The 19,472-nt window shown below is 69.1% G+C and carries 17 protein-coding genes and 1 tRNA gene; 8 read left to right on the forward strand and 10 right to left on the reverse strand.

Going from position 1 to position 19,472, the window contains the following annotated elements; genetic code table 11:
* The first annotated feature begins 123 nt into the window (after positions 1-123).
* Both U3653_RS29430 and U3653_RS29435 read left to right on the forward strand, forming a co-directional pair.
* A complete protein-coding gene (locus tag U3653_RS29430) occupies positions 124-1,281 on the forward strand; it encodes a sensor histidine kinase (protein WP_323124393.1) in 1,158 nt (385 codons plus the stop codon).
* Positions 1,278-1,949 carry a response regulator gene (locus U3653_RS29435; RefSeq protein ID WP_195081919.1) on the forward strand — a complete coding sequence of 224 codons (672 nt, stop codon included), beginning with the start codon at positions 1,278-1,280 and terminating at the stop codon, positions 1,947-1,949. Before U3653_RS29430 ends, U3653_RS29435 begins: the two co-directional genes overlap by 4 nt.
* A gap of 197 nt (positions 1,950-2,146) precedes the next feature.
* Here the strand turns inward: U3653_RS29435 and U3653_RS29440 are convergent, their stop codons facing one another.
* Entirely contained in the window at positions 2,147-2,953 is an 807-nt protein-coding gene (locus tag U3653_RS29440; protein ID WP_195081920.1) for a VOC family protein, read from the reverse strand.
* Positions 2,954-3,649: 696 nt separating this feature from the next.
* A tRNA-Met gene (locus U3653_RS29445) sits at positions 3,650-3,723 on the reverse strand.
* 535 nt (positions 3,724-4,258) lie between these two features.
* On the opposite strand from U3653_RS29445, the gene U3653_RS29450 reads away from it, so the two are divergent.
* Positions 4,259-4,804, forward strand: coding sequence for a transglycosylase family protein (locus U3653_RS29450; protein WP_195081921.1), 546 nt, complete (start codon positions 4,259-4,261; stop codon positions 4,802-4,804).
* Positions 4,805-4,883: 79 nt separating this feature from the next.
* On the opposite strand, the gene U3653_RS29455 is transcribed toward U3653_RS29450, so the two are convergent.
* Entirely contained in the window at positions 4,884-7,886 is a 3,003-nt protein-coding gene (locus U3653_RS29455; protein ID WP_195081922.1) for a UPF0182 family protein, read from the reverse strand.
* Positions 7,887-8,096: 210 nt separating this feature from the next.
* On the opposite strand from U3653_RS29455, the gene U3653_RS29460 reads away from it, so the two are divergent.
* Positions 8,097-8,678: a PPA1309 family protein gene (locus tag U3653_RS29460; RefSeq protein WP_195081923.1), complete on the forward strand. Its 582-nt coding sequence runs from the start codon at positions 8,097-8,099 to the stop codon at positions 8,676-8,678.
* 146 nt (positions 8,679-8,824) lie between these two features.
* On the opposite strand, the gene U3653_RS29465 is transcribed toward U3653_RS29460, so the two are convergent.
* A complete protein-coding gene (locus U3653_RS29465; RefSeq protein ID WP_195081924.1) occupies positions 8,825-9,850 on the reverse strand; it encodes a YlbL family protein in 1,026 nt (341 codons plus the stop codon).
* Between the two features lie 127 nt (positions 9,851-9,977).
* Between U3653_RS29465 and U3653_RS29470 the strand changes: the two genes are divergently transcribed.
* The 3 genes from U3653_RS29470 to U3653_RS29480 all read left to right on the forward strand — a co-directional run bounded on the left by U3653_RS29470 (position 9,978) and on the right by U3653_RS29480 (position 13,830).
* Positions 9,978-11,390: a zinc-dependent metalloprotease gene (locus tag U3653_RS29470; RefSeq protein WP_195081925.1), complete on the forward strand. Its 1,413-nt coding sequence runs from the start codon at positions 9,978-9,980 to the stop codon at positions 11,388-11,390.
* A gap of 85 nt (positions 11,391-11,475) precedes the next feature.
* Positions 11,476-12,351, forward strand: a complete 876-nt coding sequence (locus U3653_RS29475) for a hypothetical protein (protein WP_195081926.1) — start codon at positions 11,476-11,478, stop codon at positions 12,349-12,351.
* Positions 12,352-12,486: 135 nt separating this feature from the next.
* Positions 12,487-13,830 carry an ABC1 kinase family protein gene (locus tag U3653_RS29480; protein WP_195081927.1) on the forward strand — a complete coding sequence of 448 codons (1,344 nt, stop codon included), beginning with the start codon at positions 12,487-12,489 and terminating at the stop codon, positions 13,828-13,830.
* 355 nt (positions 13,831-14,185) lie between these two features.
* On the opposite strand, the gene U3653_RS29485 is transcribed toward U3653_RS29480, so the two are convergent.
* The 6 genes from U3653_RS29485 to U3653_RS29515 form a co-directional block, all read right to left on the reverse strand.
* A complete protein-coding gene (locus tag U3653_RS29485; RefSeq protein ID WP_157106825.1) occupies positions 14,186-14,509 on the reverse strand; it encodes a WhiB family transcriptional regulator in 324 nt (107 codons plus the stop codon).
* A 135-nt stretch (positions 14,510-14,644) separates the two neighbouring features.
* The gene (locus U3653_RS29490) at positions 14,645-14,983 is read right to left on the reverse strand and encodes a hypothetical protein (protein ID WP_195081928.1); all 339 of its coding nucleotides are present in this window, start codon (positions 14,981-14,983) and stop codon (positions 14,645-14,647) included.
* A gap of 113 nt (positions 14,984-15,096) precedes the next feature.
* On the reverse strand, positions 15,097-17,244 hold the full coding sequence (locus tag U3653_RS29495; protein WP_195082134.1) for an ATP-dependent DNA helicase UvrD2: 2,148 nt from the start codon (positions 17,242-17,244) through the stop codon (positions 15,097-15,099).
* A 532-nt stretch (positions 17,245-17,776) separates the two neighbouring features.
* The gene (locus U3653_RS29505) at positions 17,777-18,241 is read right to left on the reverse strand and encodes a MarR family winged helix-turn-helix transcriptional regulator (RefSeq protein ID WP_195081929.1); all 465 of its coding nucleotides are present in this window, start codon (positions 18,239-18,241) and stop codon (positions 17,777-17,779) included.
* 9 nt (positions 18,242-18,250) lie between these two features.
* Complete coding sequence (locus U3653_RS29510) at positions 18,251-18,694, reverse strand: EVE domain-containing protein (RefSeq protein ID WP_195081930.1); 444 nt, start codon at positions 18,692-18,694, stop codon at positions 18,251-18,253.
* Positions 18,691-19,113: an SRPBCC family protein gene (locus tag U3653_RS29515; RefSeq protein ID WP_195081931.1), complete on the reverse strand. Its 423-nt coding sequence runs from the start codon at positions 19,111-19,113 to the stop codon at positions 18,691-18,693. Before U3653_RS29515 ends, U3653_RS29510 begins: the two co-directional genes overlap by 4 nt.
* 117 nt (positions 19,114-19,230) lie before the next feature.
* Here U3653_RS29515 and U3653_RS29520 point away from each other — a divergent pair, with 117 nt between their 5' ends.
* On the forward strand, positions 19,231-19,461 hold the full coding sequence (locus tag U3653_RS29520; protein ID WP_157111606.1) for a mycoredoxin: 231 nt from the start codon (positions 19,231-19,233) through the stop codon (positions 19,459-19,461).
* The last annotated feature ends 11 nt before the right edge of the window (positions 19,462-19,472 follow it).

Genomic DNA, 19,472 nt, shown 5'->3' on the forward strand with positions numbered 1-19,472 from the left:
GGGCGCGCAGGCGCACCGGCAGAGTTGTCGACCGTGCGTCGTCTTCCGGGGAGGTTCCGATCATTAGGATCACCCTCAGGACGGGCACCGGAACCAGACGGAGGCGGTGACGAACTGTTGGACGTGAGCAGGTCGCTGGCGCGTCAGTCGGTGGTCGTCGCCGTGGTGGCCGCCGCCATCGACGCGGTGGTGCTCGGCCTGTGCGGCGTGTTCGCGGTGGCGCCGTGGCAGACGGTCGCCGCCATCATCGCGATCGTCGCCGCCGATCTCGCCTTGGCCGCGCCGCCACGCACGGCGGGCGTGGTCGCGGTCGTGCAGGTGCTGGTGCGCCTGCTGGCCGCGCTGCTGCTGTACCGGCACGGATTCCCGGTGCGATTCGCCGACGTCGGGTTCCTGGTGGCCGGATACCGCGCGGGAGCATGGCTGGCCGGGCCGACTTCCGTGTTCACCATGTTGCTGCTGTGCGCGGGAGTCGCCGGGGCGCACCTGTTCACCGACAGCGCCGCGGCGCACGACTGGAGGTTGTTGCTCGCCACGACCGTCTCCGCCGGTTGCGTGCCCTGGCTGGTCGGCCGCTATACGGCGGCGCGCGGCTCCTACATCGCCGATCTGGAGCAGCGGGCGCGCTTGCGGCAGCAGGAGCACCGGACGGCCGTGGAGCGCGCGGTCACCGAGGAACGGGCGGCCATCGCCCGCGACCTGCACGATGTGATCTCCCATCACGTCAGCGCGATCGGCATCCACGCCGGTGCGGCGCGGCTGGCGCTCGGCGGCACGGCGAACGCGGCCGCCGCCCGATCGCTGTCCGCGGTGGAGTCCAGCAGCAGGGCCGCGATGGTGGATCTGCGCCGCCAGCTCGACCTGCTGCACGGCCGCGAGGACGAGGGGCAGCGCCAGCCCGGCCTCGCCGACATCGACGGGTTGATCGAGCACGTCCGCGCCGCCGGGTTGGACGTCGAGACGAACCTGCGCGGCGAGGCGGTGGAACTGCCGGATTCGCTGAACATCACCCTGTACCGGATCGTGCAGGAGATGCTGACCAACGCGCTGCGGCACGGGGACGGCACGCACGCGCGCCTGGAGGTGGAGTACCTGCCGAAGCGGGTCGTGCTGCGCGCGACCAACCCCCTCGCTCCCGGACCGGTCACCACCGGCACCTCGGTGCCGCGCGGCCTCAACGGCATCCGCCGCCGCGCGGAGTTGTTCGACGGCGAAGTGGACTACGGCCGCGACGCCACGCACTGGCAGACCACCGTGTCGGTGCCGATCGGAGGATCGTGAACCCGCCCATCCGCGTCCTGATCGCCGACGACCACAGTGTGTTCCGCTCCGGCCTGCGCGCCGTCGTAGACAGCCAGCCGGACCTGGATTGCGTCGCCGAGGTGAGCGACGGCCGCGCCGCGATCAGCGAGACCGCCCTGCTGCGCCCGGACGTCGCGATCCTCGACGTGCGGATGCCGAAGCTGGACGGTCTCGCCGCCACCGCCGCGATCGTCGCCGCGGGGGGCACCCACGTCCTTGTGCTCACCACCTACGACAGCGACGCCAACCTGTATCGCGCCCTGCAAGCGGGCGCGAGCGGGTTCCTGCTGAAAAGCCTGCCGCCGGAAGAACTGGTCACGGCCATCCGGATCGCGGCGCGCGGCGACGCGCTGATCGACCCCTCGATGACCCGCCGCCTGGTCTCCCGCTTCGCGAACACGCTCGCACCGCCGCGCACCCCGCCGGAGGTCCAGCAGCTCACCGCCCGCGAACTCGAGGTGCTGCTGCTGCTCGCCGACGCGCGCAGCAATGCCGAGATCGCCGCGCAGCTCGGCGTCGGCGAGGAGACGGTGAAGACCCACGTCTCCCGTATCCTCGCCAAACTCGGCGTCCGCGATCGCATCCACGCCGTGGTCTACGCCCATCAGCACGGCCTGGTGGCGCCGGGATCGGCGCGCTCCGACTGACCCGGGTATACCGGCCGTCGCCCGGACCTCGACCAATCGCCGCACCCGTCGGCACGAGCGTCGTGCACGAGTCGTGTCGACCGCGCCCTACGCTCTCTCGCCGCGAGCCGCGGAGCCCGTCGACACCCCCGCCGAAACCACGATTGCCGCGGCGGCGACAACCGAGCGCGGCGGCTCGGGTGTCGCCGCCGGACGACTCACGCGCCGGTCGGCGGCTCCCCGACGGTCCTGGTCGGATCGATGACGCCGAACACCTCGCCCTGCGGCCCCTGGACGATGCCCATGCGGCCGAAGGGGCTGTCGTCTGGCCCGGTCATGACGGTGGCGCCCAGATCGCGCGCTTTGGCCAGCGCGTCGTCGGTGTCGCCGACCTGGAACCAGGCCAGCCAATAGGACGGATTGTCGCCCGGCATCTTCGTCGAATCGTTGATGCCGCCGACGGCGTCGCCGTCGGGCGCCAGGCTGAAGGTGGAGTAGACGAAGTTCTCGCCGTCGCCGATCTCGGTGTAGTGCCAGCCGAACACCTCGGCGTAGAACTGCTGAGCCTGCTTGTAGTCGCTGGTGTGCAGCTCGTTCCAGCAGTAGGCGCCGTGCTCGTTGTAGATCCCCGCGCCGCTGTGGGCCTTGGCCTCCCAGATGCCGAAGACCGCGCCGGTGGGGTCGGCGCCGACGACCATGCGGCCGACATCGAGCACGTCGAACGGTTGCATCATCAGCGAGCCGCCCGCGGCGTTCACCTTCTCCGCGATGGCGTCGGCGCTGTCGGCGGCGAGGTAGGTGGTCCACACCGACGGCATCGGCATGCCTTCCGGCTTGGGCCCGATGCCCGCGGCCGCCCGGCCGTTGCGCATCGCCATCAGATAACCCCCCGCCTCGGGCGGGCTGTCTTGAATGTCCCAGCCGAAGAGTTCGCCGTAGAACTCGCGGGCGCGTGCCGGGTCGTCGACCTGGCAGTCGACCCAGCACGGTGTTCCCTGCGGCCAGCTTCCGTCATGAGTGGGCATTGCGGGTGCCTCCTGATACGGGTTGCCGATGTCCGGCCGAGACAGCCGGCACACGGCTAGTCAACCATCAGCATTCCGTTGGAGTGGGCGATTCGGCCGAGCACTCCGGTCCAGTTCGCGAGCCTGGAAACCCAGGCGAAAGACCCCCTACACAGATCAGTCCCCGGTAGTCTTCGTCGTTCCGTGAGCCTCAGTCGTCGCTGACGGCTCCGGTCTTCGACTGGCTTGCCGGGGGCCTAGCCGGATCCCGTATCGGTGTCTTCACTGCCTGCCGACGTCTCAGCTGACAGTGCGCTCACCGACCGTTGTTCCGGTGTAATGACCAGTTTCCTCCACATTTTCCGCTAGTCAAGAGGTCGGCGGGGCCAATTCTCCGGCGGGGAGCGGGCGCCACCCACGGCAGCGCGGACATCCTTCAGCACAGCGGATCGCGCCGTGCGCGCTCGGCATCCCAACCGAGGGCGCGGGACAGGTACGCCATCTCGCCTACCAATGCCGCCCTGTTCGCCGGCCGTCCCGTCGGAGGCTTCACGGCATGCGTTCCCCCTTCGGGTTCGACGCAGGGGACGCGTCCGAGCACACCCGCCGCAACCACCCCGCCATCGACACCGGATCCGCCGCCGCCGAGACAAGACGACGCACTTCCAGATCAAACGCAAAACGGCCCCGGAACCAGTGTTCCGGGGCCGTTCCTAGTAGCGGGGACAGGATTTGAACCTGCGACCTCTGGGTTATGAGCCCAGCGAGCTACCGAGCTGCTCCACCCCGCGTCGGTGAACACAACATTACACACGGGTTCGCGAAGTCTGCAAATCGCCAGCTCAGGGACGGTTTCGAGGAGTTGAACAGACCACGCGACATCCCCGCGGCCCCATCTCCGAGCCGGAAAGGCCCTGCGGCAATCCGATGGCGGCGATATTCCCCGCCACGGCACCGCGCCCACAAGATTCACCACTGAATACCCACTTCAAACGTGACCTATTTCACCATATCGTGGTGATCTCACTCACATAACGATGCGATAACTTCACCAAGATTCAGCGTGTTGACAGCGTTTCCCAGCTGGTAAAACACCGATATTCGGGTTATTCGCTTCATGCAATTCCGGCGTTATCAAGATGTGATCTGCTGAGAATTCTTCGTTACCGTCACTCCACGGCCCGGATCATCCGAGACGGGCTCGAACTCGAACCGCCGAACACCGGTGACCCTGTCCCGCGGTTCGAGGATCCCCGACGACCTGGGGACAGGGGCACGGCAAAAGCTTCGATCGCCGTGCCGGCGGGCGCAGGGAGGGAAACGACCATGACCGAGAACCGGAAGATCAGCACCCGCGCCATCGGCTTCGCCGCCATCACCGGCGCTCTTGTTGCCGTCCCGTTCGCATTCTCCACCGCTTCCGCCTCTGCGGCCACCCACGATTGGGACGGCGTCGCGCAGTGCGAGAGCGGTGGCAACTGGGGGATCAACACCGGAAACGGCTACTACGGTGGCCTGCAGTTCTCGCAGAGCACCTGGGCCGCCAACGGCGGCAGGGGCTCGGCCCACACCGCCAGCAAGGAAGAGCAGATCCGCGTGGCGGAGAACGTGCTCGCCACCCAGGGCCCCGGCGCGTGGCCGACGTGCGGCAAGTACCTGCGTCCCGGCACCTCCGAGCCCGAGCCGCTGGTCCGGGCCGAGGAACTTCCCACCGTGCCCGAGCCCGCCCAGCCCGCCGTGAGCGCCGCGCAGTCCCTGGTCGAGCAGGCCCAGTCCGCCGCAAGCGAGCTGGCCGAGCAGTACGGCTTCAAGGGTCAGGTCGAGCAGATCCTGAGCCAGAACAGCGCGCTGATCGACTCCCTCGGTCGCTGACGCGTTCCGCGCCGAACGAAAGACGCCGCCATCGCGATGATGGCGGCGTCTTTCGTTGTGCCCGTGGAAACGGCGCTACTCAGCGACCGGCGTCCTGGTAGGCCTTGACGGCGGCTTCCAGCTCGTCCAGCGCCCGGCCGAAGTCCTGGAAATTCCCGCTGCGCATCGCATTTCGCACATTCTCGATCTTGCGGTTGAGTTCGGCCGCGGCGGCGTCCTTTGCGGCGGACGAGCCCGTCGCCGGCGGCTGCGCCGAGGCGGGCGGCGGCGTCGAGGCGTTACTCGTCCCGTTGTTGCCCTGCTCGGCGGGCGCCGGAGTGGTGCCGGGCTTGGGCCTGGTGCCCGAGTCGCCGCCGAACGGCGTCGCCAGCGCGCCCGCGCCGGGGATCACCTGGTTCAGCGCGTCCGCCGAGGTCGAGGCGTAGCCCACCTTGACGTTGCCCGCCTCGTCCCGATAGCTCACCAGCACCCGCAGCAACTGCGGGAAGGTCGCGGTGTTCGGGCCGGTGTTGCGCTCGTTGTAGAACGGCTCCACATAGAGAATGCCGCCGTCGGCGACCGGCAGGGTCAGCAGATTGCCATATTTGATCTTGTTCGAATTGGACAGCAGCGTTTTCTCCCGCGACACCTCCGGCGATGTCGTCATCCGGTTCTGTGTCTGCTGCGGACCCAATGTCTGTGTGTCCGTTGGCAATCGAAGGATCGTGAATTTACCGTAGCCGTCCGGGTCGGAACGCACCGAGATATAGGCCGCGAGATAGGGCCGGTTGTAGCCGGTCATCGCGCTGGTCAAATTGAACGTGGGCTTGTTCGTTTTCGGATCGCCCAGCAGCACGTAATACGGCGGCTGGTTGGCGGTGGTCCCGCCCTCGGTGGTCGGGTCGGCGGGAACCGACCAGAAAGCGTTGTTGGTGAAGAACTCTCGCGGATCGTCCACGTGATACTTCGACAGCATCTCGCGCTGAACCTTGAACAGATCCTCCGGATAGCGGAAGTGCGCCCGCAGTTCCGGCGAGATCTCGCTCTCCGGCTTCACCGCGCCGGGGAACACCCCGCGCCAGGCCTTCAGCACCGGATCCGACGAGTCGACCTCGTAGAGGGTGACGCTGCCGTCGTACGCGTCGACCGTCGCCTTGACCGAGTTGCGGATGTAGCTGACCGCCTTGCGGGGCAGCAGCCGCCCGGTCTTCTTGTCGATGCTGTCCTCCAGCGCGCCCTCCAGCGAGGTGGTCTGCGCGTAGGGGTAGTTGTCCAGCGTGGTGTAGGCGTCCACGATCCAGACGATCCGTCCGCCGACCACCGCGGGGTAGGCGTTGCCGTCGGTGGTCAGCCAGGGCGCGACCTTCTGCACCCGCTCGCGCGGGCTGCGGTTGAAGATGATCTTCGAGTCGTCGCCGATGGCCGAGGAGAACAGGATGTTGCGCTCGGCGTACTTGGCCGCGAAGGCCAGGCGATTGAACCAGTTGCCGATCGGTACGCCGCCCTTGCCGGTGTAGGTGTACTGCGCGGTGTCGGAGTCGTACTCACGCGGACGCTGACCGTCCATCGCGCCGACGATCGCGTAGTCCGGGTTGGCCTGCGAGATCAGTTCGCCGAAGTAGACGCGCGGCTGGTCCACCTTGATCCGCTGCTTGTCCGCGGGGGTGAACAGGTCGCTCACCATGAAGATCGGATAGCCGCCGTCGCCGCTGCCACCCGCGGCGTTCGGATCGTCCGACGGCGGCTTGTTCACCCGGTTGGCCGGCGCGGCGACGAAGCCGTTGCCGTGGGTGTACACCGTGTGCCGGTTGATCCAGTCGGTCTGGTTGCCACTCAACGCCGCGGGCGAGAGCTCCCGAGCGGCGACGATGTAGTCCTGCACGTCACCGTCGAGGTTGTAGCGGTCGATGTCCAGCGACTCCGGGAAGCCGTAGAAGTTCTTCAGCTGGCGCAGCTGGGTGAAGGTGGGCGAGAGGATGTTCGGGTCCAGCAGCCTGGCGTTGCCGATGGTCGCGGCGTCCACCGGCACCTCGAGCGGGCTCTTGCTGCTCTCGCCCTTGTAGTCCTTGTAATCGATCCTGTCGTCGGTGATGCCGAACGCCTGCCTGGTCGCGGCGATGTTGCGTTCGATGTACTCGCTCTCCTTGTCCGCGGCGTTCGGACGCACCGAGAACTGCTCGACCACCAGCGGCCACACCGCGCCGACCAGGATCGAGGACAGCACCAGCAGGGCGGCGGCCATCGCCGGCACCCGCAGATCGCGCAGCACGATGCCGGCGAAGAACGCCAGCGCGCAGATCACCGCGATGGACAGCAGGATCAGCTTGGCGGGCAGCACCGCGTTGATGTCGGTGTACGAACCGCCGGTGAAGGTGGGTTCCTTGCGGCTGCTGGAGAGCAATTCGTACCGGTCGAACCAGTAGGCGATGGCCTTGAGCAGGACGAACAACCCGGCCAGCAGGGCGAGCTGGATGCGCGCCGGGCGGGTGAGCGTGCCCTCGCGGCCGCTCAGGCGCAGCCCGCCGAAGACGTAGTGGGTGACCAGGCTGGCGAAGAACGCGATGACCACCGCGACGAAAAGCCAGTTCAGCACCATGCGGTAGAAGGGCAGGTCGAAGGCGTAGAAGCCGACGTCGAGGCCGAACTCCGGGTCCTTCTCGCCGAACGATCCGCCGTTGAGGAACAGCTGCACCGTCACCCAGTTCGACTGCGCCACCAGGCCCGACAGCAGGCCGAGCAGCACCGGGATGCCGACGCCGAACAGCCGCAGCCTGCTCATCACGGTGGTGCGGTAGCGCGCGATCGGATCGTTCGGGCCCGCCACCGGCACGAACACCGGCCTGGAGCGGTAGGCCAGCAGCAGCGCCAGCCAGACCACCAGTCCGACGAAGGCCGCCACCACGAGGAATAGCAGCACCCGGGTCCGCAGCACCGTGAGATACACGTTGCGGAAGCCGACCTCGCCGAACCACAGCCAATTCGTGTAGGCGTCCGTCAACCGCGGCCCGAGCAGCAGCAGCGCCGCGAGCACGATGGCCGCCACCAGCAGCACACGGCTGCGTCGGGACAGCGAAGGTAAGCCGGTGGGGGGCCGCATGCCCACGATGCCACTCTCCAAGGTCCGGCGACGCTCGCACCGAGAGGCCCGGCCGATGCGCCGCAGTCCGATGTTGCGGGTGGTCCTTCCGGACCGTCCCGGCCCACTCTACGGAAATCGGACACCATGCAGCTGGCAGGGTTGCGCTTGCCGCGCCGGGGAACCGTTCGCCCGGGTTTGCGGCTGCGCTCACCGGCGGTTTGATTGGATGTTCGGGTGACCCCAGACCTGCACGCCGAACTCGTCCTCGCCCGATCCGTCCGGGAGGTGGCGGAATTCGTCGACGCCGAGGGGTGGGGCCGTCCCCCGCAGATGTTCGCCTTGGTGCCGACCGCGGACCTGGTCGCGGCGCAGCCGGAACTGGAGGAGCAACTCGACGAGGGCGGCGAGCTGACGCCGGTCGCCCAAGAGGCGTTCCCGGACGACATCACCGGCGGCTCGATCGCCTTGGACGAATTCCTGGCCACCACCAGCTGGCCGCCCGCCGTCCGCGGTTGCGTGCTGGTGCAGGAGATCGTAGTGCTCCCGCCGGACGCCGAGTCGACGCTCGACGACGCGCTCGCCCCGCTGCTGGCCGACCACGAAGCCGCCGACGCGGCCGCGCGCGCCGCCGCCGAAGCCCACCCGGAACGCAGGGAGGCCAGGTTGTTCGCCGCGGTGCTGCGCGACGGCGCGTCGCTGTGCCTGTTGCAGCTGCGCCCCGAGGACGACGCGGACGATTTCGGCGACCTCGACCTGCGCACCTACCCGAACCTGGCGCCGAATCTGGTCGAGGCACTGCACCACACGCTCGAATGAACTACCGGCCTCGCAGACCACGGCACGACGCCGCTGCATCACGCGCAGACAACGCGGGTCGTTCGCCTGCGCGGGGATCACGCCGTGGCCGCGGTGAGCGCCCGGGCAGATGCGCGCGGCTTCCGGTGCGGATCACCGCTCCGGCGTCACCCGCAGCTGACCGGTTCTTTGCCGGTGTTGATCTCGTTGAGCGACTGCACCGCGCCGGTGAGGTTCTCGATGCGCACCAGCCGCAGGCCGTCGGGAGTCCGCTGCCTGGCCTCGTCGCAGTTGGCCGCGGGAACCAGGAAGGTCTCCGCGCCCGCCTCCCGCGCGGCCATCATCTTGTATTGGATACCGCCGATCGGCCCGACCTTGCCGTCTTGATCGATGGTCCCGGTACCCGCGACGAACTTGCCGCCGTCCAGTTCGCCGGGGGTGAGCTTGTCGATCAGGGCGAGGCTGAACATCAGGCCCGCCGACGGACCTCCGATGTCGGCGAGGTTGAACGCGACCTCGAGCGGCGGCCGCGCGCCTTCGCCCGGCGTCACGCCCAGGTAGCCCTTGGCCGGGTCGTCGGGGCGGGCGCCGAGCGCGATCGTCGCGGTCTGCTCGGCGTTGTCGCGGCGGAACACCACGGTCAGCGTGCTGCCCGGCGCCTGGGATCCGACCGCGGTGACGACGTCCTTGGGCGTCGTCACCGGCGTGCCGTTGATGCTGATCAGTTCGTCACCGGCGCGCAGCGCGTCGCGAGCGGGCCCGTCGTCGGCCACCTTGCGCAGCAGCACGACCGTGGGCAGGTTCAGATAGTGCAGGGCGGCGACCTCGGCGTTGCCCTCGGAGTCCTTGAAGTCCTCCTGGTTGGACTTGTCGATCTCCTCGCGCGAGACGCCGGGCGGGTAGACCTCCGAGCGCGGCACCAGGCCGTGCTTGCCGCTGGCCCAGAAGCCGAACGCCTCGAAGATGCTCAGCCCGTCGCGCACCGACACCGTGGTCATGTTGAGATGGCCCGTGGTCGGATCGACCTCGGTGCCTCGCACGTCGACGACGTCCTTGCCGTCCACCGTGCCGAGGGTGTTGAAGGTGGGGCCGGGCCCGAGTGCGACGTACGGCACAGTCAGCACACTGCCTACGACACCGAGCACGAGGACCGGGATCAGGGCGGCCACCAGGGTGAGGATCCGACGATTCACCTGGACCACAGTAGTGACAGCCCGCGGCGCGAGTGGCCGGAGGCGGTCGTTTCGGCCCGCCGCGCCGCCGCCGATTTCGCGCCGCGCGAACAGAGGGATGCTGTGCTACACGCGTAACGTAAAGAACATGAACGACCTCCCCTTCGGATTCTCCAACCGCGACGACGACGATCGCAAGCGCGGTGACGAGCCGAGCGGTCCCGGCCCGAACGACCCGTTCGGTTTCGGTATCGGTGGGTCCGGCGCGGGCGGATTCGACCCGGCGCAACTCGGCCAGATGCTGACCTCGCTCGGCCAGATGCTCAGTGGCATGGGGCAACCGGGCTCGGCGCAGGCCGGGCCGGTGAATTACGACGTCGCCAAGCGGCTGGCCCGCCAGCAGCTCGGCTCGTCCGTCGCCCCGGTGAGTTCGGGCGCCGCGAGCGCGGTGGCCGACGCCGCGCACCTCGCCGAACTCTGGCTCGACAGCGCGACCACCCTGCCCGCGGGCGCCGCCAAGACGGTCGCGTGGACCGCCAACGACTGGATCGAGCAGACCCTGTCCACCTGGCAGCGGTTGTGCGACCCGGTCGCCGAGCAGATCTCGGGCATGTGGACCGCGGCGCTGCCGGAGGAGGCCAGACAGTTCGCCGCGCCGATGGTCGGCATGCTGGGCCAGATGGGCGGCTTGGCCTTCGGATCGCAACTCGGCCAGGCGCTCGGCCAGCTCGCCAAAGAAGTGCTGACCTCCACCGATATCGGTCTGCCGCTCGGCCCCACCGGCACCGCGGCGCTGCTGCCCGCGGCGATCTCGGAGTTCAGCGCCGGGCTGGAGCAGCCGGAGAGCGAGATCCTGGTCTTCCTCGCCGCGCGTGAGGCCGCCCACCAGCGGCTGTTCGCGCACGTGCCGTGGCTGCGTCAGCAGGTGCTCGGCGCGGTCGAGGACTACGCGCGCGGCATCCGCATGGACTTCTCCGCGATGGAGCAAGCCGCGCAGAACATCGATCCGATGTCGCTGACCGATCCGGCGAAGCTCGAGGAGATCCTGGCCCAGGGCACCTTCGAGCCGCAGACCACACCCGAGCAGAAGCAGGCGCTCGAGCGACTGGAAACGCTGCTGGCGCTCATCGAGGGCTGGGTTCAGGTCGTCGTCGCCGACGCCGTTGGCGACCGCCTGCCCGGCGCGGGAGCGCTGGCGGAGACGCTGCGCAGGCGGCGCGCCACCGGCGGGCCCGCGGAACAGACCTTCGCGACGCTGGTCGGGCTGGAGTTGCGTCCACGCAAGCTGCGCGAGGCGGCGGCGCTGTGGCGCAGGCTCACCAGCGACGCGGGCATGACCGCCCGCGACCGCGTGTGGGCGCACCCGGACCTGCTGCCGGATTCCGACGACCTGGACTCCCCCGCCGGTTTCATCGACTCGGTCATCGGCGGCGCCGCCACCGTCTTCGACGACCCGCTGGCGCAATTGGCCGAAACCGAGGCTCGCGAGCGCGCCGCCCGCGAGGGCAAGGACGACGACAGCGGGGCCGACCAGGGCGAAGAGGGCGGCGCATCGTCCTGATCCGGGTTGTGGATGACGCGAAATCCTGTGGATAACCGAGGATTTCGGCACCGGTAGCACATCGCGCGATCCGCATACTGATGACATGACAACGATGTGTCGCGGTCCGCGATTGCGCCCGAGGGTGACCGTCCTGGTCCGCCCGACCGGTGTCGTCCAGCTCGGGTGCGATCCGGAGACCGCGGTGGTGCTCGATCCGGACGGCATGGACGCCGAGACCGTCGTCGCTTTCCTGCGTCTGCTCGACGGTCTGCGCACCAAACCGCAGATCATCTGGCGTGCCGGAGAATGCGGCATCGATGCCGAACGCGCCGTGGCATTGCTCACGCTGGTCGACGAAGCCGGACTGCTCGACCACCCCGAGGAGCGGGCCGGGCATGTGCGAACGGTGCGGGTGCACGGTCTCGGCCCGCTGTCGGACGCGGTGTCGGCCGGTTTGCGGGCGCTCGGTATGCGGCCGAGCCGTTCCCGGGACTACCCGTCCGGTCCGGCGACGGTGCGGTCCTGGGGAGCGGATCTCGTAGTGCTAGCCGACACGCTGATGCCCGATCCCCGTCTGGTGAGCGACCTGGTCCTGCACCGGATACCGCATCTTCAGCTGCGCATCCGAGACAGCAAGGGCGTCGTCGGCCCGCTGGTGCTCCCGGGCGTCACCAGCTGCCTGCGCTGCGCCGACCTGATCCGCGCGCACAACGACACCGACTGGCCCCACCTCGCCGCCCAACTCCTCGGCCGCGTCGGCCACGCCTCCCCCGCCGGAATAGCCGCCACCACGGCAATCGCCCTGGCCGAACTAGAGACGATCATCGACTGCTCACCCCGGCGAGCCCCCGCCACCTTGAACGCGACCCTCGAACTGGACCTGGATTCCCACACCCTCGACCGCCGCGGATGGGACCGCCACCCCGCCTGCGGGTGCGCACACGTTTCGGCCGAACATGACGCCGGAATCCGGAGGTGATCGAAGATCGGCGTGGTTGGGCCCCCTCACCCCGCACCCGGATCTACGCACGTTTCCGCAGGACACGGCACCCGAATCCGGGCGTGATCAAGATTGCCGTGGCCGACCGGCCGGTCCTTCCGCCATGATGGGTACGTGTCTGAGATCGTGCGCCGTCGCTCGTCCCGCAACGCCAAGTTGGCCAAGATTCCGCTCGGCATAGCCGGACGGGCGGCCGTGGGGTTCGGCAAGAAGCTCGCCGGAGGCGACAGGTCCGAGATCAACGCGCAGCTCAATCAGAAGGCCGCCGAGCAGCTGTTCACAGTGCTCGGCGAGCTCAAGGGCGGCGCGATGAAGTTCGGGCAGGCGCTCAGCGTGATGGAGGCCGCGGTCCCCGAGGAGTTCGGCGAGCACTACCGCGAGGCGCTCACCAAGCTGCAGGCCGCCGCGCCGCCGATGCCGGCCGCGACCGTGCACCGCGTGCTCGACCAGCAGCTCGGCACCCAGTGGCGCACCCGCTTCCGTGAGTTCGACGACACTCCGGCCGCGTCGGCCAGCATCGGGCAGGTGCACCGGGCGGTGTGGTCGGACGGCCGCACCGTCGCGGTGAAGGTGCAGTACCCCGGCGCCGACGAGGCGCTGCGCGCGGACCTGAAGACACTGAACCGCATGTCCGGTCTGGTCGCTTCGGTGATCCCCGGCGCGGATGTGAAACCGATCCTCGCCGAGATCACCGAACGCACCGAAGAAGAGCTGGACTACCGCAACGAAGCGGCCAACCAGCGCGCTTTCGCCAAGGGCTTCGACGGGCACGGTGAGATCGTCGTGCCGAAGGTGGTGGCGAGCGCGCCGAAGGTGATCGTCACCGAATGGCTCGACGGCGTCCCCGTCTCCACGATCATCAAGCAGGGCGCCGAGGATCCGGAGGGCACCCGCGCGTTGCGCAATCGCGTCGCGGGGCTGATGGGGCGGTTCCACTTCTCCTCCCCCGAGGTCGTCGGACTCCTGCACGCCGACCCGCACCCGGGCAATTTCATGATGCTGCCCGACGGCAAGCTGGCGGTCATCGATTTCGGCGCCTGCGCGCCGATGCCGGACGGTTTCCCTCCGGTGCTGGGGCGAATGCTGGCCCTCGCGGTCGAGGAACGCTTCGCCGAACTCACCGAGCTGCTCTACGACCACGGCTGGGTGATTCCCGGCCGAGTGGTCACCCACCAGGAGATCGCCGACTACCTGCGGCCGTTCACCGACCCGATCCAGGCCGACTCGTTCCACTTCACCCGCAGGTGGATGCAGCGGGTGGCGGGCAAGGCTTCGGAAATCTCCAGCCCCGAGATGAAAACCGCACGCGCACTGCAACTCCCGGCGCAATACGTGATGATCTTCCGCGTACTCGGCGGCTCCGTCGGCATCCTGGCGCAACTCGACGCCGAACTGCCGTTCATGCAACTGGTCCGCACCTGGATGCCCGGCTTCACCGAGGAACGCACAGCCTCCTGAGCCGAATCCCCACCACTCGGTCGAAGCGGCAGCCCCCGCGTTGAATCGCGCACTCAGGCCGCTCCCGACCCCGGCGGGTGCGAGTCTTACGAGCGCCGTTCGCGGCCCGTCTCGCGTCCGAGTGACCGAAGCGCATGCGACGCAGTCGCGAGTCTCGGTCGCTCGGACGCGAGACTTCCCGGGGCCGCGAACACGCAGCGCCGCAGGCGCTGCAAAACCAACACCAACACAGCAGACCAGCCGCCCACCATTATGCGGTGGGCGGCTGTTCTGCTTTCTCGTTCGTTGGCTCGGCCCGTGCCGGTACCGACCGAATCGAGCACATCGACCGGAGGGAGGGAAGTCACTCCCCGGCTCATGCCGGGACCGCGACCTTGCGCGGACGACCGCGGGGACGCTTGCGGGCGATCACGACACCCTGGTCGAAGATCTCACCGCCCCAAACACCCCATGGCTCACGACGATCCATGGCGGCGCTCAGGCAGCCTTTGCGGATCGGGCAGGTCGCGCACAGCGCCTTGGCCTGCTCCAGCTGGACCGGGCTCTCGGCGAACCAGAGGTCCGGGTCTCCAGCACGGCAGGGCAGGACCTTGGTGATCTCCTGGGTCCGAGTAGTCGACGCCACGGTTCGGCATGTCACGTCAGTAGTGGCCTGCGGCCAACCCTGTGCGGTGAACACGTCGTTCTCCTTCAGCTCGTTTGCAGCGGTTCGTTTGTTGTGGCGAAACCGGTGCCGGTGGCTGAAGGGCCGGAGAATACTGGCCACGGTTTCGCTGTCGTGCGATCCGTGGCCAGGAGGTCGGGGAGGAGTTCCCTACCTAGGTCGACATCTGTGTCGAGTCCTGTTCACGGTCGCTGGGTGTGCGGTGCGGAGGCGTGCTGCCCGCGGGTCCGCCGGCTCGAAGCCGGCTTCATCCGCGAAGACACCGACTGCTGCCTCGGCAGCCGTCGGGCGCCAGCCCACGCTGGGCTTGTCCTGGATCTGGGTACGCAGCGACGCATGCATGGCAGCGCAATTCACTCGCGTGCCGGACGTGCCGAACGCACCGATTCCGGACAGACCGATCCCCTGCAAGGCGAGGATCCCCCGGGAGGCCGCCATGGGCGCATAGACCGCAACGCCACTGGCGCCGAAGTTCATGATGTTGTCCACTGCTCTGCCTCCCTCCTGTACTCGTTGTGTGTCGGTAACTGTGCGCGCCGAGATGCCCTCCCGGTGCGTGAAATACACCATAGGCAAGATCGCCGAGCGGGACAACCTATTTTCTACCTGCGGTTTTGTGATGTGGATCGAAGTCGCGACGCGACGATGGCGAGCACCTCGGCGCCGAACTGATCGATCTTCTTGGCGCCGATGCCCGCGATCGCGGCCAGCGCGGCGTCGTCGGCGGGCAGTTGTTCGGCGATCGCGGTGAGCGTGGTGTCGGTGAACACGACGAATTCGCGCACCCGCAGCGCCTCCGCCTTCTCCGCGCGCCAGTCCCGCAGTGCCGCAAGCAATTCCGGGTCCAGTTCGGCCGGACAGCGACGGCACCGGCCGAGCATGGTCGCGTAGGTGCCGATCAGCGGTTTCGCGCAGACCCGGCAGGCCGGGCGGACGCCGTTGGGCGCCGACGGCGGCGCCGCGATGCGCGAGGCAGGTGAATCGTCCGGAACCAGGCCGTTGAGGAATCGCGAACGCCGCCTGGTGCGCCTGCCGCCTTCGTTCCTGGCCAGCGCCCAGGACAACCGCAGATGTTCGCGTGCCCTGGTGACGCCGACGTAGAGCAGCCGCCGCTCCTCCTCCAGCGCCGCTTCGTCGGCGACCGAACCGTCATCGGCGAGAACGTGCGCGATCGGCATGGTGCCGTCGGACAGACCGACGAGGAACACCGCGTCCCACTCCAAGCCCTTGGCGGCGTGCAGGGAGGCCAGGGTGACACCCTGCACCGTGGGTGGGTGCCTGGCCTCGGCGCGGGCCGCGAGTTCGCGCAGCAGTCCGGTGAGGTCGAGCCGCTCGTCGTGGCCGACCAGTTCCTCGGTCAGCCGCACCAGCGCGACCAGCGAGGTCCAGCGTTCGCGCGCCTGGGCGCCCGCGGGCTCGGTGGCGGTCAGGCCCAGCGGGGCGAGCGCCGCGCGGACCAGCGCGACCAGGGAGCTGCCGCTGCGTGCCTGATCGGGCAAGTCTTCGCGGGCGGCGACCTGCCGCAGCGCGTGCACAGCCTGCCTGACCTCCGCGCGCGCGAAGAAACCCTCGCCGCCGCGCACCTGGTACGGGATGCCGCGCTCGGTGAGCGCCTGCTCGTAGCTCTCCGAGTGGGCGTTGATCCGATAGAGCACGGCGATCTCCGCCGCCGGTGTGCCCGCCGCGATCAACCGGCCGATCGCCTCGGCCACCGCCGCCGCCTCGGCGGGCACGTCGTCGTATTCGGCGAACGCGGGCTCGGGTCCGTCGGCGCGCTGGCCGATCAGTTGCAGCCTGGTGCCCGCGATACGCCCGCGCGCCGACCCGATCACCCGATTGGCCAGCGACACCACCTGCGGAGTCGAGCGATAGTCGCGTTCCAGCCGGACCACGGTGGCGTCGGGGAAGCGCCGGGAGAAGTCCAGCAGATAGCTCGGCGTGGCTCCGGTGAACGAATAGATGGTCTGGTTGGCGTCGCCGACGACGGTCAGGTCGTCGCGGTCGCCGAGCCAGGCGTCGAGCACGCGCTGTTGCAGCGGGGTGACGTCCTGGTATTCGTCCACGACGAAGCTGCGGTAGCGGCCGCGGAACTCGTCGGCCACCGCCGGATAGTCCTCCAGCGCGGCGGCCGTATGCAGCAGCAGGTCGTCGAAATCCAGCAGCAACCCGTCCGGTGTCGCCTTCAGCTTCTCGTAGCCCGCGTAGACGTCCGCGACCCGCAATGCGTCGTAGGGCGTCTCGCGCCGCTGCTTCGCGACCGCCGCCGTGTAATCCTCCGGCGCGATGAGCGAGGCCTTCGCCCACTCGATTTCGCTCAGCAGGTCGCGCACGCTGTCGGTGGCCGTGGACAGCCCGGCCCGGTGCGCGGCCTGCGCGACGATCGGGAACTTGGCATCGATCAGCCGCCACGGCACATCGCCGACGATCTGCGGCCAGAAATACTTCAGCTGCCGCAGCGCCGCAGCGTGGAACGTCCGCGCCTGCACCTGGGTCGCTTCGCCGCCGAGACCGAGCGCGCGCAACCGGGTGCGCAGTTCGCCCGCGGCGCGCGCGGTGAACGTCACCGCGAGCACCTGATCGGCCTTGACGTGCCCCTGTGCGATCAGATGCGCGATGCGATAGGTGATGGTCCTGGTCTTGCCGGTGCCCGCGCCCGCGAGCACGCACACCGGGCCGCGCGGCGCCCGCACGGCGGCGGCCTGCTCGGGATCGAGGTCGGCGAGGTCGAGAGCGGGCACGCGGTCCATCATGACAGCGCCCACCGACAAGCCGCCGGTCGCCATGGCGGGCGCCACGCGCCGGTGGGTCGGCCGCACAGTAGGGAAGGCGCCGGGGTGCCGAAACCGCCCAGCGCAGTCCATGCCGCAGTAGCCCGAACGGTGGTGCGGCCCGTCGGCGAAACCTTGGATGTTCCATGCGGACGCTCGAGCAGTGTTCGGTGGTGTACCCAGGCATCGTCTGCGTGGCCGCTCCGGCTCGCGAGTTGGAGGAAGTTGTCGCCGCGATCAGCGTGGCCGGCCCGCCCCATCGATTCCAGCCCAGGACGGCCCGGCATCGGCCCGCGCGGCTGCCGACGGTGCTCGGCTGTGCAGACAGGGATGCCCGCGGCGCCGCCATGCGCGATCTCGTCGTTCGGACCGGGCGTCACCATCGGACCGGCACCGCGCGGCCGCCGACGGTGCTCGGCTGTGCAGACAGGGATGCCCGCGGTGCCGCCATGCGCGATCTCGTCGTTCGGACCGGGCATCACCATCGGACCGGCGAGCCGGGCGTGCGCGGCGTTCAGCGGCCGCGTAGCTGCCGCAGGGAGCGGGCGAAGGCGCCGTCCTCGGCGCCCAGCGGCGCGAAGAACTCCGCGTCGCACGTCTCCACCGCGACGATGGCCCGGTTCACCAGCGCCACGCCCGCTTCGGTGGCGACCAGCGCCTTGGCCCGGCGATCGCTCGGGTGGTCGCGGCGTTCGATCAGGCCCTTCTGCGCCAGCGCGCGCAACACCTGGGAGGTCATCATCGGATCGGTGGCGGCGTATTCGGCCAGGTCACGCTGCCGCACCGGATCTTCGCGGCCCGTAGCCAAATAGGTGAGCGAAGCCAGTAGCACGAATTGCACGTGGGTCAGGTCGAATGGCGCGAGCGCCGCCCGCTGCGCCGCCTGCCAGCGATTGGTCACCTGCCACAGCAACAGGCCGGGACTTTCCTCAGCCGCGCGAAATCGGGAACGCAGCCGCCCGTCTTGCGCCTCGCGCATCGGCCTCCCTCACTCGTCGGTCATCTCTCGCGCGATCAACGCGTAATCGTGCGGGCTGAGTTCTATCAGGCCACGGCGCAGGACCATGCCCCAGTTCGGCACGCTGGTGAGGTCGAGCTCGGCACGCAGCGTGTCGATCGGGGTCTCCCGCGCTTCCGCTCGGTAGCTGACCGACCGGCGCCACGGCCGGAAGCAGCCGCCGTCCTGCGGGTCGGCCTGCCAGGCCGGGCGGTCGTCGATGGTGCCGATCGCGGTGAACGAGCGCACCGGCGCTCCGGCGCGCATGCCCTCGCGCGGCGAGTAGTACACCAATCCGTCGCCGGGCCGCATGCGTTCCACCGCCGCCCGCTTGCCGTGGTCGGCCTGGGCGATGCCCAGCCGCACGCCGCGCCGGACATGCTCCCTCGAGACCACGGCCAGCCAGTACTTCGCGCTCGATCCGGTCGCGCTCATACCGCAACCCCCTCGGCGACGGCCACCAGTGCGTCCAGGTCGGGCTGCACGGATTTCGCCAGGTCGGCGCCCAGAATCTTCGTCCACAACACCCGCAGCGGCCCGTCGATCGAGACGGTCACGGTGACCGTGGCGCGGCCGTCCGCGACGGCGACCTCGTGGGCGAAGGTGAGCCGCGCGCCGAACAGCCGGGAGACGTCCACGAACTCGCGGTCGGTCAGGCGGGCGACCACGAACCGGACCTTCGGGCCGCCCTTCGGCCGCAACGTTCCGGTGGCGCCCTCGGCGAACGGTCCGTCCAAGCGCACCCACTCCGTGTCGGTGTTCCACTCCGGCCAGGTGGCCACGTCGGCCCAGCGGGCGAAGAAGGCGGTCGGCGGCGCACTGGAGATGGCGTGCGCGCTGGCGATGATCGTCATGCATTTAGTATGCGCGCATACTAAATGTCGCGCAAGGTCCCGGATTGTTCGAGTCGGAACAGTCAGCGGTCGTCCGGCGTTGCAGTGTCCGTGACTGACGCGAACCCCACCCTGACGATGTACTCGACCACCTGGTGCGGCTACTGCCGCAGGCTCAAGAAGCAGTTGGACGAGGCAGGCATCAGCTACGTCGAGATCGACATCGAGCAAGACCCCGCGTCGGCCGAGTTCGTCGGCAGCGTGAACGGGGGCAACCACGTGGTGCCCACCGTCAAGTTCGCGGATGGCTCCACCGCGACGAACCCGTCGCTGGCTGCGGTCAAGCAGGTCCTCGCCGGTCTGTCCTGAGCAGCCGTCGC

The sequence above is a fragment of the Nocardia implantans genome (assembly GCF_035544775.1).
Taxonomy (GTDB): Bacteria; Actinomycetota; Actinomycetes; order Mycobacteriales; family Mycobacteriaceae; genus Nocardia; species Nocardia implantans.

Excerpts from the sequence above, each read along its gene's own strand:
- U3653_RS29440 (WP_195081920.1), bottom strand. The coding sequence starts at position 2,953 with ATGCCCACTCATGACGGAAGCTGGCCGCAGGGAACACCGTGCTGGGTC.
- U3653_RS29450 (WP_195081921.1), top strand. The coding sequence starts at position 4,259 with ATGACCGAGAACCGGAAGATCAGCACCCGCGCCATCGGCTTCGCCGCC.
- U3653_RS29470 (WP_195081925.1), top strand. The coding sequence starts at position 9,978 with ATGAACGACCTCCCCTTCGGATTCTCCAACCGCGACGACGACGATCGC.
- U3653_RS29475 (WP_195081926.1), top strand. The coding sequence starts at position 11,476 with ATGACAACGATGTGTCGCGGTCCGCGATTGCGCCCGAGGGTGACCGTC.
- U3653_RS29495 (WP_195082134.1), bottom strand. The coding sequence starts at position 17,244 with ATGATGGACCGCGTGCCCGCTCTCGACCTCGCCGACCTCGATCCCGAG.
- U3653_RS29505 (WP_195081929.1), bottom strand. The coding sequence starts at position 18,241 with ATGCGCGAGGCGCAAGACGGGCGGCTGCGTTCCCGATTTCGCGCGGCT.
- U3653_RS29510 (WP_195081930.1), bottom strand. The coding sequence starts at position 18,694 with ATGAGCGCGACCGGATCGAGCGCGAAGTACTGGCTGGCCGTGGTCTCG.
- U3653_RS29515 (WP_195081931.1), bottom strand. The coding sequence starts at position 19,113 with ATGACGATCATCGCCAGCGCGCACGCCATCTCCAGTGCGCCGCCGACC.
- U3653_RS29520 (WP_157111606.1), top strand. The coding sequence starts at position 19,231 with ATGTACTCGACCACCTGGTGCGGCTACTGCCGCAGGCTCAAGAAGCAG.